This window comes from Bradyrhizobium sp. SZCCHNR1015, from assembly GCF_032489875.1.
Taxonomy (GTDB): Bacteria; Pseudomonadota; Alphaproteobacteria; order Rhizobiales; family Xanthobacteraceae; genus Bradyrhizobium.
The window spans coordinates 203,820-228,783 of the sequence record NZ_JAUEYW010000001.1; the positions used below are offsets into that span (position 1 = coordinate 203,820).

The 24,964-nt window shown below is 64.5% G+C and carries 18 protein-coding genes and 1 tRNA gene; 12 read left to right on the forward strand and 7 right to left on the reverse strand.

Annotation, left to right across the window (positions count from 1 at the left end; translation table 11 throughout):
• Positions 1-88: 88 nt before the first annotated feature.
• Positions 89-1,282, reverse strand: coding sequence for a cystathionine beta-lyase (gene metC / locus QX128_RS00895; protein WP_316236446.1), 1,194 nt, complete (start codon positions 1,280-1,282; stop codon positions 89-91).
• Positions 1,283-1,598: 316 nt separating this feature from the next.
• Between metC and QX128_RS00900 the strand changes: the two genes are divergently transcribed.
• From QX128_RS00900 to QX128_RS00915, 4 genes are read left to right on the forward strand one after another with little or no spacing between them, the layout of a single operon-like run.
• Positions 1,599-2,615, forward strand: a complete 1,017-nt coding sequence (locus tag QX128_RS00900; protein ID WP_315799911.1) for an amino acid ABC transporter substrate-binding protein — start codon at positions 1,599-1,601, stop codon at positions 2,613-2,615.
• 28 nt (positions 2,616-2,643) lie between these two features.
• A complete protein-coding gene (locus tag QX128_RS00905; protein ID WP_315799912.1) occupies positions 2,644-3,849 on the forward strand; it encodes an amino acid ABC transporter permease in 1,206 nt (401 codons plus the stop codon).
• A gap of 13 nt (positions 3,850-3,862) precedes the next feature.
• Complete coding sequence (locus tag QX128_RS00910) at positions 3,863-5,383, forward strand: amino acid ABC transporter permease (protein ID WP_315799913.1); 1,521 nt, start codon at positions 3,863-3,865, stop codon at positions 5,381-5,383.
• Positions 5,384-5,405: 22 nt separating this feature from the next.
• Positions 5,406-6,149, forward strand: coding sequence for an amino acid ABC transporter ATP-binding protein (locus QX128_RS00915; protein ID WP_315799914.1), 744 nt, complete (start codon positions 5,406-5,408; stop codon positions 6,147-6,149).
• Between the two features lie 68 nt (positions 6,150-6,217).
• Here the strand turns inward: QX128_RS00915 and QX128_RS00920 are convergent, their stop codons facing one another.
• The 4 genes from QX128_RS00920 to QX128_RS00935 form a co-directional block, all read right to left on the reverse strand.
• Positions 6,218-7,252 (reverse strand): cysteine synthase A, encoded by a 1,035-nt coding sequence (locus tag QX128_RS00920; RefSeq protein ID WP_316178672.1) that lies wholly within the window; start codon positions 7,250-7,252, stop codon positions 6,218-6,220.
• Positions 7,253-7,333: 81 nt separating this feature from the next.
• A complete protein-coding gene (locus QX128_RS00925; protein ID WP_316236701.1) occupies positions 7,334-8,566 on the reverse strand; it encodes a cyclopropane-fatty-acyl-phospholipid synthase family protein in 1,233 nt (410 codons plus the stop codon).
• A gap of 109 nt (positions 8,567-8,675) precedes the next feature.
• Positions 8,676-9,521 carry a DUF1365 domain-containing protein gene (locus tag QX128_RS00930; protein ID WP_316236447.1) on the reverse strand — a complete coding sequence of 282 codons (846 nt, stop codon included), beginning with the start codon at positions 9,519-9,521 and terminating at the stop codon, positions 8,676-8,678.
• Positions 9,522-9,528: 7 nt separating this feature from the next.
• Positions 9,529-10,842, reverse strand: coding sequence for an NAD(P)/FAD-dependent oxidoreductase (locus tag QX128_RS00935; RefSeq protein ID WP_316236448.1), 1,314 nt, complete (start codon positions 10,840-10,842; stop codon positions 9,529-9,531).
• A gap of 298 nt (positions 10,843-11,140) precedes the next feature.
• Between QX128_RS00935 and QX128_RS00940 the strand changes: the two genes are divergently transcribed.
• Genes QX128_RS00940 through QX128_RS00965 form a run of 6 tightly spaced genes read left to right on the forward strand, consistent with a single transcriptional unit; the run spans position 11,141 to position 21,320 of the window.
• Entirely contained in the window at positions 11,141-12,664 is a 1,524-nt protein-coding gene (locus tag QX128_RS00940) for an efflux transporter outer membrane subunit (protein ID WP_316236449.1), read from the forward strand.
• Positions 12,654-14,057 (forward strand): efflux RND transporter periplasmic adaptor subunit, encoded by a 1,404-nt coding sequence (locus QX128_RS00945; RefSeq protein ID WP_316236450.1) that lies wholly within the window; start codon positions 12,654-12,656, stop codon positions 14,055-14,057. The genes QX128_RS00940 and QX128_RS00945 overlap by 11 nt, the downstream gene beginning before the upstream one ends.
• A gap of 29 nt (positions 14,058-14,086) precedes the next feature.
• Positions 14,087-17,215 (forward strand): efflux RND transporter permease subunit, encoded by a 3,129-nt coding sequence (locus QX128_RS00950; protein WP_316236451.1) that lies wholly within the window; start codon positions 14,087-14,089, stop codon positions 17,213-17,215.
• Positions 17,215-20,319 (forward strand): efflux RND transporter permease subunit, encoded by a 3,105-nt coding sequence (locus tag QX128_RS00955; RefSeq protein WP_316236452.1) that lies wholly within the window; start codon positions 17,215-17,217, stop codon positions 20,317-20,319. Before QX128_RS00950 ends, QX128_RS00955 begins: the two co-directional genes overlap by 1 nt.
• Positions 20,320-20,358: 39 nt before the next feature.
• On the forward strand, positions 20,359-21,096 hold the full coding sequence (locus tag QX128_RS00960; RefSeq protein ID WP_316236453.1) for a tRNA-uridine aminocarboxypropyltransferase: 738 nt from the start codon (positions 20,359-20,361) through the stop codon (positions 21,094-21,096).
• 50 nt (positions 21,097-21,146) lie between these two features.
• Positions 21,147-21,320, forward strand: coding sequence for a hypothetical protein (locus QX128_RS00965; RefSeq protein WP_315799923.1), 174 nt, complete (start codon positions 21,147-21,149; stop codon positions 21,318-21,320).
• A 48-nt stretch (positions 21,321-21,368) separates the two neighbouring features.
• On the opposite strand, the gene QX128_RS00970 is transcribed toward QX128_RS00965, so the two are convergent.
• Positions 21,369-21,442, reverse strand: a tRNA-Cys gene (locus tag QX128_RS00970).
• Between the two features lie 450 nt (positions 21,443-21,892).
• On the opposite strand from QX128_RS00970, the gene QX128_RS00975 reads away from it, so the two are divergent.
• Positions 21,893-22,468, forward strand: a complete 576-nt coding sequence (locus QX128_RS00975; RefSeq protein ID WP_316236454.1) for a ubiquinol-cytochrome c reductase iron-sulfur subunit — start codon at positions 21,893-21,895, stop codon at positions 22,466-22,468.
• A 91-nt stretch (positions 22,469-22,559) separates the two neighbouring features.
• On the forward strand, positions 22,560-24,302 hold the full coding sequence (locus QX128_RS00980) for a methanol/ethanol family PQQ-dependent dehydrogenase (protein ID WP_316178687.1): 1,743 nt from the start codon (positions 22,560-22,562) through the stop codon (positions 24,300-24,302).
• Positions 24,303-24,422: 120 nt separating this feature from the next.
• Here the strand turns inward: QX128_RS00980 and QX128_RS00985 are convergent, their stop codons facing one another.
• Positions 24,423-24,602 carry a hypothetical protein gene (locus tag QX128_RS00985; protein ID WP_316178689.1) on the reverse strand — a complete coding sequence of 60 codons (180 nt, stop codon included), beginning with the start codon at positions 24,600-24,602 and terminating at the stop codon, positions 24,423-24,425.
• Positions 24,603-24,964 lie beyond the last annotated feature (362 nt).

Genomic DNA, 24,964 nt, shown 5'->3' on the forward strand with positions numbered 1-24,964 from the left:
GCTACGCCCAATCGGCTGGGGATCAACGCTATTTTGTCGGCCCTGCGTGCCTGATCGCAGGGCGTTCCATGGGCTGCCCAAGATGTGGCTAAGATGCGTTGAACGCCGCAAAGCCTTGGTCGAGATCCTCCTTGAGATCCTCTACATTCTCCAGGCCGATATGCAGACGCAGCGTGGGGCCGCCGGGCGCCCAGGTGGTGGCCGTGCGATAGGTCGCGCAGTCGAACGGAATCGCCAGGCTCTCGAAGCCGCCCCAGGAATAGCCCATTCCGAACAGTGTCAGCGTGTCGAGCATCGCATCAACCGCGGCTTGCGGCTTTGGTTGCAGCACGATGCTGAACAGGCCGGAGGCACCGGTGAAGTCCCGCTTCCAGATCGCATGCCCCGGATGGCTCTCCAGCGCAGGATGCAGGACCTCGATCACCTCCGGACGGGCGGCGAGCCAGCGTGCCATCTCCAGGCCGGATCGATGATGCTGCGCCAGCCGCACGCCAAGCGTCCGCACGCCGCGCAGCGCCAGGAAGACGTCGTCCGGCCCGGCGCAGACGCCGAGCAGGCGAATGCCCTCGGAGATCAGCGGCCACGCCTTCGCATTGGCCGAAATCGTCCCGAACATGATGTCGGAGTGGCCGCCGATATATTTGGTGGCCGCCTGCATGCTGACGTCGACGCCCTGATCGAGGGAGCGGTGGTAGAGCGGCGTCGCCCAGGTGTTGTCGTCGATGACGAGTGCGCCATGCGCATGCGCAACCGCCGCAATGGCGGGGATGTCCGGCATTTCGAACGACTGCGAGCCGGGCGCCTCGACCACTACCGCGCGTGTATTTGGTTTGAGCAGTTGCTCAATTCCTGTGCCGATCAACGGGTCGAAATAGGTCGTCTCGACGCCGTAGCGCGCCAGCATGCCGTTGCAGAAATTGCGGGTCGGGCGATAGATGCTGTCGCAGACCAGCACGTGGTCGCCGGCCTTGAGCACCGACAGCAGGGTCGTCGAGATCGCCCCGAGACCTGACGGCGCGATGCCGACGCCGGCGCATTGCGGGCCCTCCAACGCCATCAGCGCCTGCTGCAATGCCTTGGTGGTCGGCGTGCCGTGGCGGCCATATTGGAATTCGCCGCGGTGTGCATGCAGATCTTCAGCCGTTGGATACAGGACCGTCGACCCATGAACGACCGGAGGATTCACGAATCCGTGCTGCGCCTTCGTGTCCCGCCCCGCCGTGACCAGCCGTGTCTCGACGTTTTGTCGCACCGCCGCAGCGGGGTCGTTCGATAATGCCATTCGCGTGTCTTTTCTCTTTGAGCCTGCCGGGATAGCTGGAAATCAGGCTGCACTGCGGTCGTTAATAACAGAATGCAGAACAGGCCCGTCAACCCCTTGACCCGGACCGCCAGTCGTTCTGTGATGCCGGCGCAATTCGATCGCTGCACGTTGAGGGGCTTGCCGCGATTCCCGCTTCATCTCGCATGTACGGCTCCGTTGTGCATTGCGTGTGCCATATTCTTGGTATGGCGTTTGCAAAGGCGGATTCAGGTCGGCCCCATCTTCGCGCTGAGATTTCATCGCTCCCCAAGGACGACCGCGAAAGGCTGTATTTATGAAACGCGTCACTCTGGCTCTCACTCTTGCTCTCGCCCCGATGCTGGCGAGCGTCGGCGCCCAGGCCGAAACGCTCAAGACCGTCAAGGATCGCGGCATGCTCGCCTGCGGCGTCAGCCAGGGCCTGCCCGGTTTCTCGAACCCGGACGACAAGGGCAACTGGACCGGGCTCGACGTCGACGTCTGCCGCGCCATTGCCGCCGCGATCTTCAACGATCCGACCAAGGTCAAGTTCGTGCCGCTCTCCGCCAAGGATCGCTTCACCGCGCTGCAATCGGGCGAAGTCGACGTGCTGTCGCGCAACACCACCTGGACCCTGTCGCGTGACACCTCGCTCGGCGCGAACTTCGCCGGAATTACCTATTATGACGGCCAGGGCTTCATGGTGAAGAAGGCCCTCAAGGTCAACTCGGCGCTGGAGCTGAACAGCGCTTCGGTTTGCGTGCAGACTGGCACCACGACCGAGCAAAACCTCGCCGACTACTTCAAGGCCAACAAGATGAAGTACGAGGTGATCGCGTTCGCCGGCGCCGACGAGACCGTGAAAGCCTATGAATCCGGCCGCTGCGACGTGTTCACCACCGACGTCTCCGGCCTCTATGCCGAGCGCCTGAAGCTCTCCAATCCGGCCGACCATGTTGTGCTGCCCGAGGTGATCTCGAAGGAACCGCTCGGCCCAATGGTGCGCCACGGCGACGACCAGTGGTTCGACATCGTGAAGTGGACGTTGTTCGGGCTGATCACGGCCGAGGAAATGGGCGTCACCCAGGCGAACGTGGACGAGATGGCCAAGTCGGACAAGCCTGATTTCAAGCGCGCCTTCGGCACCGATGGAAATCTCGGCGAGCAGCTCGGCCTCACCAAGGACTGGTTCTCCCGGATCGTGAAAGCGGTCGGAAACTACGGCGAGATGTATGACCGCAACGTCGGCGCGGGCTCCAAGCTGCAGATCGCGCGCGGTCTGAACCAGCTCTGGAACAAGGGCGGCCTGCAGTACGCGCCGCCGATCCGCTGATCACTGCACGATAGCGGGGCTGCGGCGAATGAGTATCGAAGCGAGGTTACCGCCTGCGCAATATGGGCTTCGGCTGAAGCGCATGCTGGGTGGCAAGGCAGGATGGAACGGCATCATCCTGCAGATCCTGTTCGTCGCAGTCCTGGTGTGGGTTGGCTACGAGATCGTGGCCAACGCACGCAGCAACCTCGCCGCCCAGCGCATCACGTCGGGCTTCGGTTTCCTCAACAACACGGCCGGCTTCGACGTCAACCAGACCCTGATCAGCTACTCCGGCTCCGACAGCTACAGTCGCGTGCTGATCGTCGGCGTGCTGAACACGCTGCTGGTCTCCGTCATAGGTATCGTGCTGGCGACCATCCTTGGCTTTCTGGTTGCGCTTGGCCGCTTGTCACCGAACGCATTGCTGTCGCGAGTCTCCGGCGCCTATGTCGAGCTGATCCGCAACCTGCCGCTGCTGTTTCAGATCCTGTTCTGGTATCTTGCGGTGTTGGCGGCTCTGCCCGGACCGCGACAGAGCATCTCTCTTTTCTCGACCTTCTTTCTCAACAACCGCGGCTTCATCGTTCCGCGCCCGATCGAGGAGCCCGGCTTCATGCCGTTCGTGATCGCGCTCGGTGTGGCGATCGTGGTCTCGGTCGGTCTGCACTATTACGCGCGGCGCGAGCTGTTCCTCCGCGGCCATGTGATGCGGATCTGGCCCTGGGTGCTGGGGCTGCTGATCGGCCTGCCGCTGATTGCAGCGCTCGTGTTCGGCGTGCCGATTTCGTTCGAGGTACCGGCGCTCAAGGGATTCAACTTCGCCGGCGGTTCGCGCATCATTCCAGAGCTCGTCGCGCTGACCCTGGCGCTGACCATGTACACGGCGTCGTTCATCGCCGAGGTCGTGCGCGCCGGCATTCTCTCGGTCCACAAGGGACAGATGGAAGCGGGGCTCTCGCTTGGACTGAGCCGAGGCACCGTGCTGCGCCTGATCGTCGTGCCGCAGGCGCTTCGCGTCATCCTGCCGCCGCTGACGAACCAGTATTTGAACCTGACCAAGAACTCCTCGCTCGCGGTCGCTATCGGTTATCCCGATCTCGTGTCGGTGTTCGCGGGCACGACGATGAGCCAGACGGGTCAGGCCATCGAGATCATCGGAATCACGATGGGCGTCTATCTGGCGCTGTCGCTGATCACGAGCGCGATGATGAGCTTCTACAGCTGGCGGCTTGGGAAGAGACTTGGCGCATGAAGAGACTTGGCGCATGACCGACATCACGGCCTCAACCTTCATCCGTCAGGACATGGCCGGAGAACGCCCGGCGCCCATCAAGACGACGGGTTTCGTCGGCTTCGTCCGCACGAGGCTGTTGAACTCGCCGACCAATATCCTGCTCACGCTGGTGAGCGCGCTGTTGATCTGGTTCACCGTGATCCCGGCGGTCAAGTTCCTGCTGGTCGACGCGGTGTGGGTCGGCAAGGACCGCGAAGCATGCCTGGCGCAGAACGCCGGCCATCCGGTCGGCGCCTGTTGGCCCTACATTTCGGCGAAGTTCGGCCAGTTCATGTACGGCTTCTACCCGGAGGCCGACCGCTGGCGCGTCAATCTGACCTATGTGCTGGCGGTGGTGCTGCTGGTGCCGCTGCTGATTCCGCGCCTGCCTGCCAAAGGATTGAACGCGGGCCTGTTCTTCTTCGCGCTGCCGGTGGTCGCGTTCTTCCTGCTCTATGGCGGTGGGCTGGAGGGCTTCGGCGTGAGCTGGACCACAGGCGCCCTCCAGGTGTTCGTCGAGAGCATCGATACGGCCGGCAACGCGCTGATGCGCGCCGGCGACAACGTGCCGGTGGTCGGCATGCTGCTGTGGCTGCTCGGCAAGCTGGTCGTGCTGATCGGAACGCTCGCATCGCTCGTGATCTGGCCACTGGTCTGGATCCGCAACGAACTGCAGCAATCTCACCAGCCCGTGTGGAATGATCTCGCGCTCTCGGCGATCATTGTCACCGCGCTGGTGTTCATCGTCGGCGGCGGGAGCAGGGCGCTGCGCAGCGTCATCGCCACGGCCGCGACCTTCGCCGGCATTGCCGTCGTCATTGCGATCATGGGCCTCGATCGCGGCGGCCTTCCCATCGTCGACACAAGGCTGTGGGGCGGAATGCTGGTGACGCTGGTCGTCTCGGTGATCGGCATCGTTGCGTCGATGCCGATCGGCATTGCGCTTGCGCTCGGCCGCCGCTCGACCATTCCACTGATCCGCATCTTTTCGATCGCCTTCATCGAGCTGGTCCGCGGCGTGCCGCTGATCACCGTGCTGTTCTTCGCCACCTACATGCTGCCGCTGTTCCTGCCCGGCAATGCCAGGGTCGATGGCCTGGTACGGGCGCTGATCGGCGTTGCGCTGTTCTCCGGCGCCTACATGGCCGAGGTGATCCGCGGCGGCCTGCAGGCCATTCCGCGCGGCCAGGCGGAGGCGTCGAGCGCGCTCGGCCTGTCCTGGTGGAAGACGACGAGCTTCATCGTGCTGCCGCAGGCGCTGCGCCACGTGATCCCCGGCATCGTCAACAGCTTCATCTCGCTGTTCAAGGACACCTCGCTGGTGTCCATCGTGGCGCTGTTCGACCTGCTCGGCAGCCTCAAGGCCTCGTTTGCCGATCCGGTCTGGGCGACGCCGACCACGGCCTTCACCGGCTTTGCCTTCACGGGGCTGATCTACTTCGCCTTCTGCTTCGGCATGTCACGCTACTCCCTGCTGGTCGAGCGCCGCGTCAACGCGCACCGGCGCCATTGAGCCAGAGATCATCGAGAGATCCATGACTGCAAATTCGATCGTCAGCATTTCCGCCCTCAACAAGTGGTACGGCGAATTCCACGTCTTGCGCGACATCAATCTCTCGGTCGGGAAGGGTGAGCGCATCGTGATCTGCGGGCCTTCGGGCTCAGGCAAGTCGACCTTGATCCGCTGCATCAACGCGCTCGAGGAATTCCAGGAGGGCGAGATCAATGTCGACGGCATCGACCTCGGTCCGAACCTCAAGCGCGTGGACGAGGTTCGCCGCGAGGTCGGCATGGTGTTCCAGAGCTTCAACCTGTTTCCGCACCTGACCGTGCTGGAGAACTGCACCCTGGCGCCGATCTGGGTGCGCAACATCCCGCAGAAGGAAGCCGAGGCGACCGCGATGAAGTTCCTGGAGCGGGTCAAGATCCCGCATCAGGCGCAGAAATACCCGGGCCAGATGTCGGGCGGTCAGCAGCAGCGTGTCGCCATCGCGCGCGCGCTGACGATGAACCCCAAGGTCATGCTGTTCGACGAGCCGACCTCGGCGCTCGATCCGGAGATGGTGAAGGAGGTGCTCGACACCATGGTCGATCTCGCGAAGGAGGGCATGACCATGCTGGTCGTGACCCACGAGATGGGCTTCGCGCGCGAGGTCGCCAACCGCGTCGTGTTCATGGACGCCGGCCAGATCATCGAATCGAACACGCCGCAGGAGTTCTTCGCCAATCCGCAGCATGCGCGCAGCAAGCTGTTCCTGAGCCAGATCCTGCGGCATTGATGGGGCGAATTGGGAGATGCGAATAGCGAATAGAGGTCGTTTCTCGTTCGCTACTCGTCTTTCGCGTCCTACATGAACGGCGGCTTGATCCCGCTGCGCTTCTCGAGCCAAGCCGGCACCGGCAGGTTCTTCGAACGCATGAACTCTGGATTGTACAGCTTCGACTGATAGCGCGTGCCGGAGTCGCACAGGATGGTCACGATGGTGTGGCCGGGGCCGAGCTTCCGGGCGAGCTGCACCGCGCCGGCGACGTTGACGCCGGTCGAGCCGCCCAGGCACAGGCCTTCATGCTGCACGAGGTCGTAGATCGTGTTGACGGCATCCTCGTCGGACACCAGGAACGCGTCGTCGACCTTGGCGGTCTCGATCACGGGCGTCACGCGACCGATGCCGATGCCTTCGGTGATGGAGTCGCCGGGCGTCGACTTGACGACGCCGTTCTTGAACCATTCGTACATGGCGAAGCCGTGCGGATCGGCGCAGGCGGTGACGATATCCTTGTTCCTGTCCTTCAAATAGCGGCTGGTGCCGGCAATCGTGCCGCCGGTGCCGACCGCGCAGATGAAGCCGTCGACCTTGCCGTTGGTCTGCTCCCAGATCTCGGGTCCCGTGGACTCATAATGCGCCTTGGCGTTGTCGAGGTTGTTCCACTGGTCGGCGAACAGCACGCCGTTCGGCTCAGTCTTGCGCAGTTCGTCGGCGAGCCTGCGGCCGACATGCTGATAGTTGTTGGGATTGCTGAACGGCAACGCCGGCACCTCGACCAGCTCCGCGCCGCACAGCCGTAGCATGTCCTTCTTTTCCTGGCTCTGCGTCTCCGGAATCACGATCAGCGTGCGATAACCGCGCGCGCTGGCGACCACGGCCAGACCGATGCCGGTGTTGCCGGCAGTGGCCTCCACCACGAGGCCGCCCGGCTTGAGATCGCCACGTCTCTCGGCCTCCAGGATCATCCACTTGCCGGCACGGTCCTTGACCGACTGGCCCGGGTTCATGAACTCGGCCTTGCCGAGAATGGTGCAGCCCGTCGCCTCCGAGGCGCGCTTGAGCTTGATCAGCGGCGTATTGCCGATCGCCGCGACGACGTCGTTATGAATGGTCATTTTGCAGATACCGTAGGAGTTTCCTCGAGCACACTTAAGAGGACCCTAGCCTGATATCCAGGGGAGCGTAAGCCGGCTGGATCAGCCCCCTGATTTCGCAAAGACCACCTGGCGAACATCGATGTTCCCAGAGAGGAAACCTGCTTCGCAGTAGGACAGATAATATTCCCAGAGCCGCCTGAAGCGCTCGTCGAATCCGGCGGGCGTGAGGTCAGGCCAAGCCTCTCGGAAGTTATTTCGCCAGATCGCCAGCGTCCTGGCATAATCTTCCCCGAAGATGCGCTCGCGGATGACGGGTATGCCAAAGCGGTCGCCGAGCGACTTCAGGATCTGCGGTGTTGGCAACATGCCCCCCGGGAAAACGTAGCGCTGGATGAAGTCGACCTCGCGGCGATAGTGCTGGAACAGGCTGTCCTGGATGGTAATGGCCTGGACACCGGCCAGTCCGCCCGGCAGCAGACGGTCTCGCAGTTGCGAGAAATACTTCGGCCAGAACTGCTCGCCGACCGCCTCGATCATCTCGATCGAGGCGATACGGTCGTAGCGGTCGCGCTCGTCGCGATAGTCCTGCAGGCGGATCTCGACTTTCTCGGCGAGCCCGGCCTGATGGATGCGGCGCTGTGCAAAATCGCGTTGCTGCTGGCTGATCGTCAGCCCAACGACCTTGGTGCCGAACGTCTTGGCGGCATATTCGGCAAAGCCGCCCCAGCCGCAGCCGATCTCGAGCAGCTTCTGCCCGGGCTTGAGATCGATCGCCTCGGCCAGCCGCTTGTACTTGTTGGTCTGCGCAGCGGTGAGGTCGGTGGTGTGCTCCTCGAACAAGGCCGAGGAATAGGTCATGCTCGGATCGAGCCAGGCCGAGTAGAACGAATTCCCGATGTCGTAATGGGCGTAGATGTTGCGCTTCGCCTGACGTTTGGTGTTGCGGTTGAACCAGTGCCGGACCAGCTGGGCAAACCGGATCAGCGGCTTGTCTTCCAGCATCGACTGCAGCAGGTGCTGGTTGACGCAGAACAGATAGAGAAACTGCGTCAGGTCCGGCGTATCCCAGTCGCCGTTCAGATAGGCTTCGGCGATGCCGATGTCGCCGCCATTGAGAAGGCGCGATGCGAAGCCGTAATTGGCCAGGATCATTGCGGCGGCCGGCCCGGGCTCAACGCCGCCGAGCCGGATCACCCGTCCGTCCGGCAGGGTCACGTCGAGCGTGCCTTTTCGCAACCGCGATCCGAAGCCGAGGGCAAGGCGGGGCAGGCGGGGAAGATCGGCAAGCACCTTGTCGATGGTATCAGGGGTGACTGGGATGACGTCCGGCATGGCAGGTCCACTCACGCAAACGGCTCCAGCCCACGTCCCCGTCGGCTGGCCGGTGTGGCACCTGTGCGGGCAGGGAATCACGGACGCAGAGCGAGCCGGCCGTTTCCGGTCAGCGTCGTGATATATAAGCGTGGCTGCCGTTCCCCGCCAAGCCGGTATTGGTTCCAGGGCCTGCAATGATTTCGCCGCGCGGCACGAGCCGGACGCCTTTGGCCCACAGCCGCAGTGCCTCCCAATGGATCGCGGCGAAGATTTTGACAGTCACCAGCGGGAGCGAGACGAAGGCAGCGAGTAGGGAGCCGGACGTCAGCCCGCGACGACGGCCGGAGAAGGTTGCAGCGAGCAGGGGCCCGTCGGCGCCAGTTTCCAGAATCCGCAACTTGACCTTGTCGCCCGGCGGCATGATGCGGAAATGGTAGCGCATCGCCATGTCGATGAACGGCGAGACGTAGAAGGTCTTGTCCTGCGTCTGGCGCAGCCCTGCCGCGGACAGCTCATTGGGCCTGACCGGCAGCACATAGGGCTTGATCTCGCCGAAGGTGTTGCGGACCTCGTAGATCATCAGCGCCAGGGTGCCGTTGCTGCGATAACAGAAATAGACCGACAGCGGATTGAACACGTAGCCGAGCAGCCGCGGATAGCACAGCAGCAGCACGCGTCCGCCGCTGAGATCGATCCCCTGATCCGCCGCACAGGTCTGCGCATAGGCCAGCAGCGACGAGCCGTCGCGCGGACCATGGTCGGCCTCGTGGAAGCTGTAGAGCGCGCGCCGGTTGACCCCGAACAGCGGTGTCTGCCGGTCCGCCTGGTCGAGCCGGCCGAGATCGATCAGCAGGCTCATCACGCGATACTGGAATCGATGCGTGGTCGGCCGCATGCGGGCATGCATGACATCTCCGACATAGAGCGCGGCCGCTTCCGTTCGATCATCCGGTCCCGAGTGATCCATGCCCATATCGCGCCTATTCCGCAGCCTCGGCGAGCTCGGTTGGAAACCCGCGCCATGGCACGCTCGCGCCGAGCGCCTCTGCCACGGCGAGACCCGAGCGCAGCCCGTCCTCATGGAAGCCATAGCCGGTCCAGGCCCCGCAAAACCAAGTATTGCGCTGCCCCTGAATCGCTGCCAGACGCTTCTGCGCCGCAAAGGCGGCAGCCGTATATTGTGGGTGCTCACAGATATATTTGCCAAAGGTCAGCTCCGGAGCCGGAGCGAAGGGTGGGTTGAGGCTGACGAACAGCGGCCTGGCGTCGTCGATGTCCTGCAGGTTGTTCATCCAATAGGTGACGGCGACATCGTTCATGGGAACGCCCTCACGCTGCCAGCGCAGGAAATTCCACGAAGCCCAGGCGCGGCGGCGCTTCGGCATCAGCCTGCTGTCACGGTGCAGATAGATCGTGTTGGGCGAATATTTGATCGCACCGAGGATGCCGCGCTCCCGCTCGTCCGCGTCGGCGAGCATCGACAAAGCCTGGTCGCTGTGAGCGGCAATCACCACATGATCGTAGCTGTCCCGACGCCCGCTGCTATCTTGAACGATGACGCCGTGGGCGGTGCGTTCGATGCGGGTCACGGCGCTGCCGAGCCTGATCTGGTTGCGGAAGCTTGACGTGAGCTTCTCCACGTAGCGGCGGCTGCCGCCCTTGACGGTGCGCCAGACCGGGCGGTCATATTGCAGCAACCTGTGATTGCTGAAGAACGCGACGAAGTTCTCGGCCGGAAAGTCCAGCATCTCGGATGCCGGGGCCGACCAGATTGCGGCCCCCATCGGCGCCAGATAGTCGGTGAGCAGTCGCGGCGCGAAATGGTTGCGCCGGAAATAGTCCCCGAGCGTCAGGCCATGCAGGCGGCCGGCCTTGAAGTCCGCTGTACTCTGTTCATTGAAGGTCAGGATGTCCCTGAGCATCCAGAGATAGGATGTCGACAGCAGGTTGCTCGGCTGCGCGAACAGCCCCTTGGCGGTGTCGAGCCAGGTGTTTCCGCCACCTTTCCATTCGAAGCGACCGGCATCCGCGGTGACGGCAAAGCTCATGCTGCTGTCGACCGTCTCGACCCCCAGATGATCGAACAAGGCGGTGAGCTCAGGATAGTTCAGCTCGTTGTAGACGATGAAGCCGATGTCGACGGAGACCGGAGCGCCGTCATAGTCGATCGTCACGGTGTGGCTGTGGCCGCCCGGACGGAGATCGCGCTCGTAGACGGTGATCGGATAACGCTTCGCCAGGGACCAGGCCGCGGCGTTACCCGCAATACCCGTTCCGACCACCGCAACTCGCATGAATGCCCCCTGAAGTTCACGTGCAAGTTACGGAGTCCCCGCCAAAGGGTTTCACGGGCGCGCTCGCCGCGTCACACCCCGCGCAAAACGGCATTCGGCAGATGAAATCTTGGTAAGGCGGCAGCCGGTGGCCCCTGGCCGGGCCTGCACGAAACTCCGCTGATTTACGGGAGATCTGTCGATTCGGCGGACTTTATCGGCACCATCGCTGCTGGGGGGGACGTGGGCTGCAGGGCTGTCCGGCGCCGTGGGCTGCGGCTAGAATGATTCCCCAAGACTACAGGGAAGCATCACGCCAGTGTCCACCGTGCCGATCGCCGTCGACGAGCTTTGCCGCGCGTCCGCTGACCCGCGGATCGTTGCCGGGAAGCGGGAGAATCGCGCTCCGGCGGGCCTGCGGCATTTCGTCCGCTGGATCGCGGCGATCGGCTTGGCGGTAAGCTCGGCCGGCTGCCTGCTGACGCAGGATATTCCCGACCCGGCCCTCGACATGCCCCGGCGCTACAAGGCGGCGTCCGGTTCCGAATTGGCGGCGCCACCGCCGCTCGATTGGTGGCGCGGCTTCGGATCACGCGAGCTGACCCAGTTGATGGAGGAGGCGCAGAGCGTCAACCTCGATATTGCCGCTGCTGTGGCCAGGTTCAGGCAGGCCGATGCGCTGGCGCGGCAGGCCGGCGCGGCGCTGCTGCCGAGCCTGTCGAGCACGGGGCAGGAGACCTATTCGCGCACGTCCGGGTCGAGCTCCAGCGGGCTCACCAATGGCGGCCGTGAGGTCGTCAATTACCAGGCCTCGCTTTCTGCGAGCTACCAGCTCGACTTCTTCGGCCAGAATCGTGACGCGCTGCAGGCGGCCGAGGAAACCGCATTGGCCAACCGCTTCGACCGCGACGTCACGCAGTTGACGACGCTCGCCACCGTCGCAAATGCCTATTTCCAGGTGCTGGCCGCGCAGGATCGGATTCGGACGGCGGAGCGCAACATCGCCAGCGCCACGCGTGTGCTCGATGCCATCCGCGAACGGCAGAAGGCGGGCACCGGCAATGATCTCGACGTCGCGCAGCAGGAGAGCGTGCTCGCCAATCAGAAGGCGGCGGTGCCGCCGCTGCGCCAGACGCTCGACCAGAACGTCAATGCGCTGGCCGTGCTGGTCGCGCGATCGCCCGAAGGCATTCGGGTCAGCGGCGGCTCGCTCGACCAGATCAGGACTCCGCGGGTCACGCCTGGTCTGCCGTCGGAGATCCTGACGCAGCGTCCGGACATCCGCCGGCAGGAGGCCCAATTGGCGTCAGCCACCGCCAATGTCGGCAGCGCGCGGGCGCAATTCTTTCCGAGCATCCAGTTGACCGGAAACGGAGGCTATCAGAGTGCAGCGCTGACCTCGCTGTTTCAGCCGCATGCGGCGTTCTTCAGCCTGGCCGGCAGCCTGACCCAGCCGATCTTCGACGGCGGCCGGATTCTCGGCAATTTCGAGAATGCCAAAGCGCGCCAGGATGAGCTGCTGCAGACCTACCGCAAGACCGTGATCCAGGCCTTCACCGACGTCGACAATGCGCTGTTCTCGATCAAGCAGACCACGATCAGGCTTCAACTGCAGCGCCAGGTCGTTACCGCCTCGCGTCGTGCGTTCGAATTGTCCGAGCAGCAACTGCGCGCGGGAACTGCCGACATCGTGACAGTCTTGAATACGCAATTGACGCTGTTCCAGGCCGAGGACGCGCTATGGCAGGCGCAACTGGCGCGCCTGCAGGCGTTCGTGAGCCTCTATCAGGCGCTCGGCGGCGGCTGGGAGCCGCGCATGGAGAAGTCGGCCGATGCTCTTTAAACCGGACGAGAAGGGAGCAGGGGCAGTGAAGCGCGCGCGGTCCAGCGTGGCGCGGCGGCTGGTGTCGATCACGATCACGCTGCTGATCCTGGGCGGCCTCGGCTATATCGGCTGGTCGGCGATGCAGCAGAAGCAGCAGACCAATAACCGCTTCGCGCGGCCCGACCTTCCCGTTCCGGTCCTGGCCGCCTCGCCTGCCATCAAGGACGTGCCGGTCTATCTCGACGGCGTCGGCTCGGTCCGCGCGCTCAATACCGTCACGGTTCGCTCCCAGGTCGACGGCAAGCTGATCGCGGTCAATTTCGTCGAAGGGCAGGACGTCAAGAAGGGCGACGTGCTCGCCGAGATCGATCCGGCGATCTATCAGGCGCAATACGACCAGGCCGTCGCCAAGAAGGCGCAGGACGAGGCGCAGCTCGCCAACCAGAAGCTCGACCTCGCCCGCTACGAGCAGCTCGCCGCCAGCAATGCCGGCACCAAGCAGCAGGCCGACACGCAGCGCGCGGTGGTGGCGCAGCAGCAGGCGCTGATCAAGGCGGATCAGGCCGCGATCGACAACGCGGCGACGACCTTGAGCTACACCAAGATCGTGGCGCCGCTCTCCGGCCGCGCCGGTCTGCGCCTGGTCGACCAGGGCAACGTCGTTCATGCCTCTGACGCGACCGGCCTCGTCGTCATCACGCAGCTGCAGCCGATTGCGGTTCAGTTCAGCCTGCCCCAACAGCAAATCATGCGCGTCAATGCGGCCGCCGCCAACGGACCGCTCGCCGTCGACGTGTTCGGCAATGACGGCGTCACCGTCATCGACACCGGCACGTTGCGGGGCATCGACAACCAGGTCGATCAGACGACGGGCACGCTGAAGCTGAAAGCCGAATTCCCCAACGGTAAATTCCAGCTCTGGCCAGGACAGTTCGTCAATGTCCGGCTCAAGGTCGAGACCCTGTCGCAGGCGATCACGGTGCCGACGTCGGCAGTACAGCGCGGGCCGGCAGGTACGTTCAGCTACGTGATTGGCGAGGGCGACATCGTCTCCGCGCATCCGGTGGCGGTCGTGCAGCAGAATGAGAGCGAGGCCGTGATCGCGAGCGGCTTGAGCCCCTCGGACCGTGTGGTGACGACAGGTTTTGCCAACCTCGCCGAGGGCGTCAAAGTGGTGGTCGGGCGCGCCGAGCAGACGCCGCAGGCCGATCTGGCGCCTCGCAAACGCGGCCGCAATCCGCAAGCAAAGGATCAAGGCAAGGACCAGGCGAAGGAGGGCGGAGCGCCGCCTAACGGCGCGCCGAAGGACGGCGAGCGGCGTCGCAGGCCTCAGGCCGCGGGCCAGACCGATGCCGGTGCAGCGCCCCAGGGAGGGAGTGAGGCAGGTCGCGGCGCGAAGGCGCAGCCATGACGCGACCGCAAGAGTGACGAGCAGTCGCGATGAGCGTCTCCGAACCCTTCATCCGCCGTCCTATCGCGACCTCGCTGCTCGGCGTCGCGCTGCTGATCGGCGGCCTGCTCGGCTATCTCGCGCTGCCGGTCTCGGCGCTGCCGCAGGTCGACTTCCCGACCGTCCAGGTGACGACGCAACTGCCGGGCGCCAGCCCCGATGTGATCGCCTCGCTGATCACGGCGCCGCTGGAGCGCCAGCTTGGGCAGATCCCGTCGCTCTCGGCGATGAACTCGACGAGCTCGTTCGGCGTCAGCCAGATATCGCTGCAGTTCGATCTCGGACGCGACATCGATGGCGCCACGCAGGACGTCCAGGCGGCGATCAATGCCGCCGCCGGCGTCTTGCCGAAGTCGCTGCCCTATCCGCCGACCTACGCCAAGGTCAATCCGGCCGACGCACCGGTCATGACGCTCGCGCTGACCTCGGACACGATCTCCCTGCGCGCGATGAGTGACATGGCGGACACGATCATGGCCCAGCGGCTGAGCCAGGTCTCGGGCGTCGGCCGTGTCTCGGTGCTCGGCGGACTCAAGCCCGCGGTGCGCGTGCAGGCCGACCTGGCGCGGCTCGCCGCCTATGGCATCTCGATGGAGGACCTGCGCGCCGCCATCGCAGGCGCCAACGTCTCCGGTCCCAAGGGATCGCTCGACGGGGCGCAGCAGGCCTATCTGATCACGGCCAACGACCAGATCGCGGCCGCCGACGCCTACAAGCCGATCATCATTGCCTACCGCAACGGCTCGCCGGTCACGATCGGCGATGTCGCGACGATTATCGATGGTTTGGAGAACGATCGGACCGGCGGCTGGTACCAGGGTGTCCCTGCGGTCATCCTCGACATCCAGCGCCAGCCGGGTGCCAACGTCATCGAGGTCGTCAAGCAGATCCGTGCCGAGATCCCGAAGCTGCAGCGCACGCTTCCCGCCGGCGTGAAGCTCGCCATCGTCAGCGATCGCACCGTGACCATCCGCGCCTCGGTGCACGACGTGCAGTTCACGCTGGTGCTCAGCGTGGTGCTGGTGACGCTGGTCGTGCTGCTGTTTCTGCGCTCGCTGCGCGCCACGATCATCGCCGGCGTCGCGCTGCCGCTTTCGCTGATCACGAGCTTCGGCGTGATGTACTTTGCCGGCTTCAGTCTCGACAATCTCTCGCTGATGGCACTCACCATCGGCACCGGCTTCGTCGTCGACGACGCCATCGTGATGATCGAGAACATCGTGCGCCACATGGAGAATGGCGAGAGCGCGATGAACGCCTCGTTGCGCGGCGCGCGCGAGATCGGCTTCACCGTGATCTCGCTGACCGTGTCGCTGATCGCGGTGTTCATTCCGCTGCTGTTCATGTCGGGGCTTGTCGGCCGCATGTTCCGCGAGTTCGCTTTGACCTTGACGATCGCAGTGGTGACGTCGGCGGTGGTCTCGCTGACCCTGACACCGATGATGTGCTCGCGGCTTTTGAAGCATGCCAGCGAGGAGTGGGTGCTGCCGGGGCTGAACGCTATCAGCCGCTTCATCGACCGCACGGTGGCGGTCTATCACCGCAGCCTGCTCTGGGTGCTCGACCGCCAGACCGAGACGCTCGTCGTGACCTTCGCGACCTTGGCGGCGACCTTGGCGCTCTACGTCGTCGCGCCCAAGGGCTTCCTGCCGCTGCAGGACACCGGCTCGATCACGGCGGTGACCGAAGCCGGCGCTGACGTGTCGTTCGCCGAAATGCAGAAGCGCCAGGCGGATGTCGCCGCCGCGATCCGGGCTGATCCCGACGTCGTCGGCGTCGTCTCGGTGATCGGCGCCGGATCGGTCAACCCGACCACCAATGTCGGCCGTCTCGTCATGACCTTGAAGCCGCTCGGCGAGCGGCAGGATGGCGTCGCCGAGGTGATCGACCGGCTGAAGCAGAAGACCTCGGGCGTGCCCGGCATGACCGTGTACTTCCAGCCGGTCCAGGATGTGCAGATCTCGACCCAGGCGAGCCGCTCGCAGTACCAATACACGCTGACCAGTGCCGATGCCGCGGAGGTGTCGAAATGGGCGAGGCAGCTTGTCGGAGAAATGCGCCGCGACCCTCTATTCCGCGACGTCTCATCCGAAGCCCAGGAGGGCGGCCTGCGCGCTGAGCTGACCATCGACCGCCAGCGCGCCGGCCAGCTCGGCGTCAGCCTGCAGGGCGTCACCGACACCCTCAATGACGCCTTCGCGCAGCGGCAGATCTCGACGATCTATGGCCAGGCCAACCAGTACCGGGTCGTGCTGGAGGCGCTGCCGATGTATCAGCGCGATCCCTCGATCCTATCGAAGCTCTATCTGCCTGGCGCCGGCGGCCAAGTGCCGCTCTCGGCGGTGGCAAGCCTGAAGCGCACCACCGCGCCGCTGGCGATCTCGCACCAGGCGCAGTTTCCGGCGGTGTCGCTGAGCTTCAATCTCGCGCCCGGCGTGGCCCTGAGCGAGGCGGTCGACGCGCTCCATGCGACCGAGAACCGCATCGGCATGCCCGGCAGCATCATCGGCGTGTACTCGGGTGATGCCGCCGAATTCGCCAAGTCGCTGGCCGGCCAGCCCTGGCTGCTGCTGGCGGCCGTGGTCACGATCTACATCGTGCTCGGCGTGCTCTATGAGAGCTACATCCATCCGATCACGATCCTGTCGACCTTGCCGTCGGCGGGCGGCGGCGCCATCCTGGCCCTGATGCTGTTCGGCCAGGATCTCTCGGTCATCGGCTTGATCGGCATCATCCTCCTGATGGGCATCGTCAAGAAGAACGCGATCATGATGATCGACTTCGCGCTCGAGGCGGAGCGTCACGAGAACCGCACGCCTTACGACGCGATCGTGCAAGCGTGTCTCCTGCGCTTCCGCCCGATCATGATGACGACCCTGGCCGCGCTGTTCGGTGCGCTGCCGCTGGCGATCGAGAGCGGCACCGGCTCGGAGCTGCGCTTTCCGCTCGGTATCTCCATCATCGGCGGCCTGCTGCTCAGCCAATTGCTGACGCTGTACACGACGCCGGTCATCTATCTCGCGCTCGACCGCATCAATCGTCGCTTCGAGCGCGCGCTGCCGCCGGCGCCGGACCTGCCGTCGCCGCCGATCGCAGGTGCTACCGAAGGCATCCAGTGATGGCCTCGATCTCCGAGCCGTTCATTCGCCGGCCGGTCGGCACCACGCTGCTCTCGATCGGCCTGTTCCTGGTCGGGATCGTCGCCTACATCTTCCTTCCCGTCGCGCCGGTGCCGAACGTCGATTTCCCGGCGATCTTCGTCAGCGCGTCGCGCCCCGGCGCGGACCCATCCGTCATGGCGGGGACGGTCGCGGCGCCGCTGGAGCGGCGACTCGGCGAGATCGCGGGCGTCAACCAGATCACCTCGACGAGCTCGCTCGGCACCACCAACATCCAGATCCAATTCTCGATCGGCCGCGACATCGACAAGGCCGCGCGCGACGTGCAGGCGGCCATCAATGCCTCGCTGTCGGACCTTCCGAGCGACCTTCCGGCGCTGCCGCGGTTCCGCAAGGCGAACACGGCCGCGGCTCCCGTATTCGTTCTGGCGCTGACCTCGAAGACGATGACGACGAGCGCGATGTATGACGTCGCCGACACCGTGCTCGCGCAGCGGCTGTTCCAGGTACCCGGCGTCGGTAACGTCACGGTCAGCGGCGCCGATCAACCCGCCGTGCGCATCGCGCTCAATCCGGTCTCGCTCGCCAATGCCGGCATCTCGACCGACGATGTCCGGACGGCGATCATCAATGCCAATCCGATCGGGCCTGTCGGCATCTTCGAGGGCGGCCGCCAGAGCGAGACCATCGCCATCAACCGGCAGATGCGCAGCGCGGCCGAATTCCGCGACATCCTGATCAAGAGCAGCAATGGCAGCTTCGTACGGCTGTCGGATGTCGCCGACGTCGAGGATTCCGTGCGCAACGTGCGTTCGATCGCCTGGTTCAACAAGCAGCCGGCGGTGCTGATCCAGATCGCCAAGCAGGGCGATGCCAACGTGATCGAGACGGTCGACCGGGTGAAGGCGCTGATCCCGGAGCTCAAGCAATGGCTGCCGGCGGGGATCGAGATCTCCACGCTGGTCGACCGCACCGGGACCATTCGCGCCTCGGTCGATGACATGCAGTGGACCTTGCTCGCGACCGCCGTGCTGGTGATGATCGTCGTGTTCCTGTTCCTTCGCCGTCTGGTGCCGACGGTCGCGGCCGGCGTCTCGGTGCCGCTGGCGCTTGCCGGTACCTGCGCGGCGATGTGGCTCGCAGGCTTCTCGATCGACAATCTGTCACTGATGGCGCTCGCGATCTCCGTCGGCTTCGTCGTCGACGACGCCATCGTCATGATCGAGAACATGTACCGCAATCTCGAGCATGGCCTGTCGCCGATGCGCGCCGCGCTCGATGGCGCCCGCCAGATCGGCTTTACCGTGTTGTCGATCAGCCTTTCTCTGATTGCAGCCTTCGTGCCCTTGATCTTCATGGACGGCGTCGTCGGCCGTCTCCTGCGTGAGTTCTCGCTGACGCTGACCTTCGCGATCGTCGTGTCGACATTGGTATCGCTGACGGTGACGCCGATGATCTGCGCGCATTACATCAAGGAGACGCTGTCCGATCGTGCCACCTGGTTCGACCGTATCGTCGAAGGCGCGCTGTCCGGCATGGTCCGCTTCTATGCCTGGACGCTGCGCGGCGTGCTGGTTTATCCGTTTCTCACCCTGATCGTGTTCTTCGCCACCATCGCGCTCACGGTGACGCTCTACATCAAGGTGCCCAAGGGCTACTTCCCGACCGACGATTCCGGCTTCGTCATCGGTGCGACGCGCGCCTCGGCCGACATTTCGTTCCAGTCCATGCTGGGCCTGCAGCAGCGGCTTGCCGACATCGTGATGGCCGATCCCGCCGTGGCCGGCATCGGCTCGACGGTCGGGGGTGGCGGCGGGCCGGGCGGCGCGACGTCCAACCGCGGCACCATGTTCATCAACCTCAAGCCCCCGGCGGAGCGCGAGGGCGTCTCGACTGAGCTCGTGATCAACCGCCTCAGGCGGAGCCTCGCGATGGTCCCCGGCATTCGGCTCTTCATGTTCGCCGCGCAGGACGTTCGCACCGGCGGCCGCCAGAGCGATTCCGACTACCAGTACACGTTGAGCAGTCCCGATCTCGACCTTCTGCAGAAATGGGCGCCGATTGTCGCCAAGCGCCTGGAGTCGGTCGACGGCATCACCGACATTTCAAGCGACCGCGATCCCGGTGGCCTGCAGCTTGCGCTGCGGATCGACCGACAAACGGCGGCGAGCCTCGGCGTCCGCGTCCAGGATATCGACAACGCGCTCAACAACGCCTTCGCGCAACGCCAGATCTCGATCGTCTACAGCCAGCGCAACCAATACATGGTCGTGCTGGAGATCGACCCGAAGTTCCAGACCGATCCCTCCAATCTCGACCGCATCTATGTGGCCGGGGCAGGGGACGCGCAGGTGCCGTTGTCGGCGCTGGTCAAGGCCGAGCGCGGTCTGTCACCGCTGGCGGTGTATCATTCACAATCGTTCCCTTCGACCACCGTCTCGTTCAACCTGCTGCCGGACGTGCCCTTGCAGACCGCGACCGCCAACATCCAGCGCGCCGTCGACGAGCTGCACATGCCGGAGGGCATCCGCGGCAGCTTCGACGGCAATGCCGGGGACTTCAACAAGAGCAGCGGCCGCCAGCCTCTCTTGATCCTGTTCGCCCTGGCCGCGATGTATATCGTGCTCGGCGTGCTCTATGAGAGCCTGGCGCATCCGCTGACGATCATCTCGACCTTGCCGTCGGCCGGGCTCGGCGCGCTGCTCGCCTTGCAGGTTACCAACACGCCGCTGACGGTGATCGCCTTCGTCGGCATCATCCTGCTGATCGGGATCGTCAAGAAGAACGGCATCATGCTGGTCGATTTCGCGCTGGAAGCCGAGCGGCAGCGAGGCATGTCATCGGCCGATGCGATCTTCGAGGCCTGCCGGGTGCGATTCCGCCCGATCCTGATGACGACCCTCGCCGCGCTGTTCGCCGGCCTGCCTCTGGTGATCGCGACCGGTCCCGGCACTGAGCTGCGCCGCCCGCTCGGCATCACCATCATCGGCGGGCTGCTGGTGTCGCAGATCCTCACCCTCTACACCACGCCGGTGATCTATCTGCTGATCGACCGGCTGCGCCGCCGCTCGGCGCCGGAGCCGCTCGCAGCTCCTGCCGAATGAGCCGTTGTCGCGACGTTCAGCGGCGCGTATAGGCGCGCCATGCCAGAGATACATAACCATCCGCCGCTTGCCACCGAGGCGCCACCCGACTGCCCGCGCTGCCAGAAGCCGCTGCCGCTGTGCATCTGCGACAGCGTCACGTCGCTGGAAAGCCGGCTGGGGCTCCTGATCCTGCAGCACCCGCAGGAGCAGGACCGCGCGCTCGGCACCGCGCGGCTCGCCGCCCAGCATTTCAAGAACGCGGTGGTCAAGGTCGGGCTGTCCTGGCCGAGCCTCGCCAGGGCGCTGGGACGGCCGGTCGACGATCCCGCGCGCTGGGCGATTCTCTATCTCGGCTCGGCCAAGGCGGCCGAGCTCGATCCTGAGACCGAGGTGGTCGCGCTGACCCGCAAGGGCGAGGTGGCCGACAACCAGCGCGCCATCCTCAAGTCGATCGAGGGCGTGATCCTGCTCGACGGCACCTGGAGCCAGGCCAAGGCGCTGTGGTGGCGCAATCCGTGGATGCTGAAGTGCCAGCGCGTGATCCTCGGGCCGCGGCAGCCGTCGCGCTACGGCCGGCTGCGCCGCGAGCCGCGCCGCGACGGGCTGTCGACCATCGAGGCGGCGGGGATGCTGATGGCCGCGCTGGAACGCCGGCCGGAGATCGCCACGACCCTCGACGCCAGCTTCGAGCGCATGCTGGCGCGGTATCGGGAGGTGGAAAAAGAGCAACCGGAGCTCACGCCCCGCCCAAAGGCCCGCAAGCCGGATTGGCGCGGCCGTAAACGCCGGGTTTAGGAACCGGGGGTACGCTTCTTGCATTGCAGCATGGAACGAGGATCAGAGCCATGCAGGAAGCAGAAAAATCCAATGTGGTGCAGTTCAGGGATTACGCGCCCCGGCTGGCCGGCAGGTCCGGCTCGGATCGGGGCGGCGTCTCGGCCGGTGAACGAGGCGCAATTCTGACCTGGCCGCGCGCGCAGGTCAGCTATCCCGGCGGCATCGACGATCTGCCCATCTAGCGCCGGCCGCGGCCAATGGGGGGTCCAACCCGCTTGATCTTGATTGAGTGGAGGCCACGACCAGAATTGAACTGGTGTAAACGGTTTTGCAGACCGCTGCGTAACCACTCCGCCACGTGGCCCCTGTGGGCGGAGCAATATAGGCAATCGGTCGCTTAGGCAACCACTCTCGTCGCGAAGCCGACGCCATCGATCCGGGCCTCGGCCAGCTGGACCTTGATCGGCCGAGCCGCGTTTAGATCGGGTCGGCACCCGGCACGGCAGCACGTAGGGGTGTTGTCGCGCTGCTCTCATCCCGACCCTGGCGCACACCTTGCGTGGTCGAAATTCCAGACGGAGCTGGCGACACCGTCGCTGCCGATCACCAGCAGCTTTCGCCGAACTGTTGCATCGGCAATGACGCGCAGCAGCGACGATAGTTGAAAACATCGCGGCGAAATCGCGCAACGCGCCTTGATTTCGTCAGGTTGTGTTGTTCTAATTATTCTATGTCAGGGTGCGCTGCGGGACGCCGGACTTTAGAGCAGCATTCCCACGACTCAAGCACACAACTTCACACGCAAAGATCTGTCATGGATGATCACCCGACACGCCGCTCGGTGGTTTTCGGCACGCTTGCCGCATGCGCAACAGTCGCCAGCGCAGCGGCCGATGACGATGATCCTCGCAAGGAGAAGCGGCCGCAGAAAGGCGACCTGATCGTGTTCTCGGAAGGGGAGCGCGAAGGGCAGACGATCACGCCTGACGACTTGAAGATCGGCGAGCCACCGGTTCATGGGTGGCCGAAGGATCCAGCGAATGCGATCGTGCGTGACGGATCGCGATTGAACGAGGTGGTGCTCGTCAGGCTCGATCCAAACGAACTGGACGACGACACGCGTCGGCGCGCAGCCGAAGGAATCGTGGCCTATTCGGCCATCTGCTCGCATGCGGGATGCCCGGTCACGGCCTGGATCAAGGCGACCGAGGGCAACGACGATGTCTTCAAATGCATGTGCCACAATTCCGAGTACGACCCGAGGCGCGGGGCGCAGGTCGTGTTCGGCCCCGCGCCGCGGCGGCTTGCCGCGCTTCCCCTCGCGATCAAGGACGGCACGCTCCTGATCGCCGGGCCCTTCATTGGGAAGGTAGGTGGCCAACAGGGCTGATGAGATCCCATGTCCCTATCGGAACTCGCATCGTCTCGACACCCGTCACGACAACAAGTGAATCGAAAAACGAAGCAGGGGAGGTTTGTCCATGTCCATCACGTCCACCGCGATCAAGCAATGGCTGCTATCGAGCACCGTGGCGTTCACCTGTCTCGCCGCACCGGCAGCCGTGGCCGGCCCGATCGACAACTATAGTCCCGTTACGCCCGCGCGGCTCGAAAATCCCGAACCGGGCAACTGGATGCTCTACCGCCGGACCTATGATGGCCAGGGGTATAGTCCGCTCGACCAGATCAACACCACGAACGTCAAGGACATGGTGCCGGTCTGGACCTTTGCCACCGGCGTGGTCGAGGGGCACGAAGCGCCGCCGCTGGTCAACAACGGCGTCATGTTCATCACGACGCCGATGGGGCAGGTCATCGCGCTGAATGCCAAGACCGGCGATCAGTACTGGCGCTACAAGCGCGAGCTCCCCGAGGATCTGTTCCAGCTGCATCCGACCAATCGTGGCGTCGGCCTCTGGCAGGACAAGCTCTACCTCGCCACGACGGACGATCATCTGGTCGCGCTCGACGCCAAGACCGGCAAGGTGCTGTGGGACAAGAAGGTCCAGGACTACAGGAAGGGACAATATCTCACGCTGATGCCGCTGATCGTCGACGGCAAGGTGATGGTCGGCGGCTCCGGCGGCGAGTTCGGCGTCCGCGGCTACGTTGCCGCTTATGACGCCGAGGACGGCAAGGAGCTTTGGCGCACCTTCACGATCCCGGCCGAAGGCGAGCCCGGGCATGACACCTGGAGCGGCGACGACTGGAAGAACGGCGGCGGCTCGGCCTGGATGACCGGCACCTACGACAAGGACACCAAGACGGTGTATTGGGGCGTCGGCAACGCCGCGCCCTGGCCAGGGGGCCTGCACCCCGGCGACAATCTCTACACCAGCTCGGTGATCGCGCTGGATCCTGCGACCGGAAAGATCAAGACGCATTTCCAGTATCACCAGAACGACTCGTGGGACTGGGACGAGGTCGATGCGCCGATGCTGGTCGACCTGCAGCGCGACGGCCGCAGCTTCAAGAGCCTGATCCATCCCGGACGCGACGCCATCTTCTGGGTGCTCGAGCGCACGCCGGAGCGCATCAACTACGTCAATGGCTGGAACTTCGTCCACACCGATGTCTGGAAGGGCATCGAGCCCGAGACGGGACGGCCGATCGTCGATCCCGCGCACAAGCCGACGCTCGGCAAGCGTGTCGACTTCTGTCCCTCGTTGTGGGGCGGCAAGGACTGGCCGTCCGCGGCCTACAGCCAGAAGACGCGCTTCGTCTACGTGCCGGCGAACGAGAATTTCTGCGGCGGCTTCACCGGGGAAAAGCTGCCGCTCGTTCCCGGCCAGCTCTGGCTCGGCACCAAGGCCGAGGACATCGGGCTCACGGTGCGGCCCGGTGCCGACCATTTCGGGGAGCTGCAGGCCTGGGATCCCGCGACAGGCAAGAAGGTGTGGTCGCACAATTTCCCGAAATCCCAGCTGTTCGGGTCGGTGACCGCGACGGCGGGCGATCTCGTTCTGGTCGGCGGCACCAACGACCGGATGTTCCGGGCCTTCCATGCCAAGACCGGCGAGCTGCTGTGGGAGCAGAAGACGAACTCGGGGATCATGGGCATGCCCGTCGCCTATGAGGTCGATGGCACGCAGTACATCGCCGTGCAGTCCGGCTGGGGCGTCGATGCGCAACGCATCCAGGATGCGCTCTCGAAAGGCAACATCGGTCTGGAGGACAACGTCCCGCAAGGCGGCGTCGTCTGGGTGTTCGCAGTCAAGAAGTAGCGCCGGCGATCTGAGGGGCGGCGGCCTCCGCCGTCGCCATCTCAGAAAATGAAGACCGCAGCAGTGTTCCGGCAAAGACGTGCCGATCCACTGGCTTGCATGACGACAGAAGATCGCGCGTCAACAGGCCGCGAACCAGCCGTCCGGAAACGGGATCAGCGGCCAGGCGCCCTGGTTGTCGTTGGCTGCCGCGGGGAAATGCAGAATCGCGAACAAACGGGCCATGGAATCGGTCTCGGTCTCGGGCGCAATAGCGGTTCTCACAACATCCATCAACAACTCGTATTCGGCTTCGCTCATCTCGCCCTCGCACAAACTGCGAGCCAGGATGGCAAAATTCCACTTTGTTCAAATTGAGCGGATCGCTCAAATTCTAACGATCGGGCACGAAGGACCTAATTGGTTACCGGTGCCCTTCGTTCCAAAAGATACCGCGGTCCGCGCCGTTCCAGTGTGAACGGGCTCACATCCCAAGGCTTCTCGTCGTCCGTCGACCCGTCTGCCCGTGCGGCAGGTGATGCCCTGCAGCGATCACGAGTCCGCCCGTAGCCGACCGCGAGCAAGAGATCCAGAACGTCTGCCGCGCGTCGCAAGCTGCCTTGCCGGAGAGAGGCGACCCGCTCCAAACGCCCGGCTCGACGCAAGCAGCAGAATCGCTGGCG

What these genes read in the sequence shown, in the direction of transcription:
- metC (WP_316236446.1), bottom strand. Translation starts at nt 1,282, where the DNA reads ATGGCATTATCGAACGACCCCGCTGCGGCGGTGCGACAAAACGTCGAG.
- QX128_RS00900 (WP_315799911.1), top strand. Translation starts at nt 1,599, where the DNA reads ATGAAACGCGTCACTCTGGCTCTCACTCTTGCTCTCGCCCCGATGCTG.
- QX128_RS00905 (WP_315799912.1), top strand. Translation starts at nt 2,644, where the DNA reads ATGAGTATCGAAGCGAGGTTACCGCCTGCGCAATATGGGCTTCGGCTG.
- QX128_RS00910 (WP_315799913.1), top strand. Translation starts at nt 3,863, where the DNA reads ATGACCGACATCACGGCCTCAACCTTCATCCGTCAGGACATGGCCGGA.
- QX128_RS00915 (WP_315799914.1), top strand. Translation starts at nt 5,406, where the DNA reads ATGACTGCAAATTCGATCGTCAGCATTTCCGCCCTCAACAAGTGGTAC.
- QX128_RS00920 (WP_316178672.1), bottom strand. Translation starts at nt 7,252, where the DNA reads ATGACCATTCATAACGACGTCGTCGCGGCGATCGGCAATACGCCGCTG.
- QX128_RS00925 (WP_316236701.1), bottom strand. Translation starts at nt 8,566, where the DNA reads ATGCCGGACGTCATCCCAGTCACCCCTGATACCATCGACAAGGTGCTT.
- QX128_RS00930 (WP_316236447.1), bottom strand. Translation starts at nt 9,521, where the DNA reads ATGGGCATGGATCACTCGGGACCGGATGATCGAACGGAAGCGGCCGCG.
- QX128_RS00935 (WP_316236448.1), bottom strand. Translation starts at nt 10,842, where the DNA reads ATGCGAGTTGCGGTGGTCGGAACGGGTATTGCGGGTAACGCCGCGGCC.
- QX128_RS00945 (WP_316236450.1), top strand. Translation starts at nt 12,654, where the DNA reads ATGCTCTTTAAACCGGACGAGAAGGGAGCAGGGGCAGTGAAGCGCGCG.
- QX128_RS00950 (WP_316236451.1), top strand. Translation starts at nt 14,087, where the DNA reads ATGAGCGTCTCCGAACCCTTCATCCGCCGTCCTATCGCGACCTCGCTG.
- QX128_RS00955 (WP_316236452.1), top strand. Translation starts at nt 17,215, where the DNA reads ATGGCCTCGATCTCCGAGCCGTTCATTCGCCGGCCGGTCGGCACCACG.
- QX128_RS00960 (WP_316236453.1), top strand. Translation starts at nt 20,359, where the DNA reads ATGCCAGAGATACATAACCATCCGCCGCTTGCCACCGAGGCGCCACCC.
- QX128_RS00965 (WP_315799923.1), top strand. Translation starts at nt 21,147, where the DNA reads ATGCAGGAAGCAGAAAAATCCAATGTGGTGCAGTTCAGGGATTACGCG.
- QX128_RS00975 (WP_316236454.1), top strand. Translation starts at nt 21,893, where the DNA reads ATGGATGATCACCCGACACGCCGCTCGGTGGTTTTCGGCACGCTTGCC.
- QX128_RS00980 (WP_316178687.1), top strand. Translation starts at nt 22,560, where the DNA reads ATGTCCATCACGTCCACCGCGATCAAGCAATGGCTGCTATCGAGCACC.
- QX128_RS00985 (WP_316178689.1), bottom strand. Translation starts at nt 24,602, where the DNA reads ATGAGCGAAGCCGAATACGAGTTGTTGATGGATGTTGTGAGAACCGCT.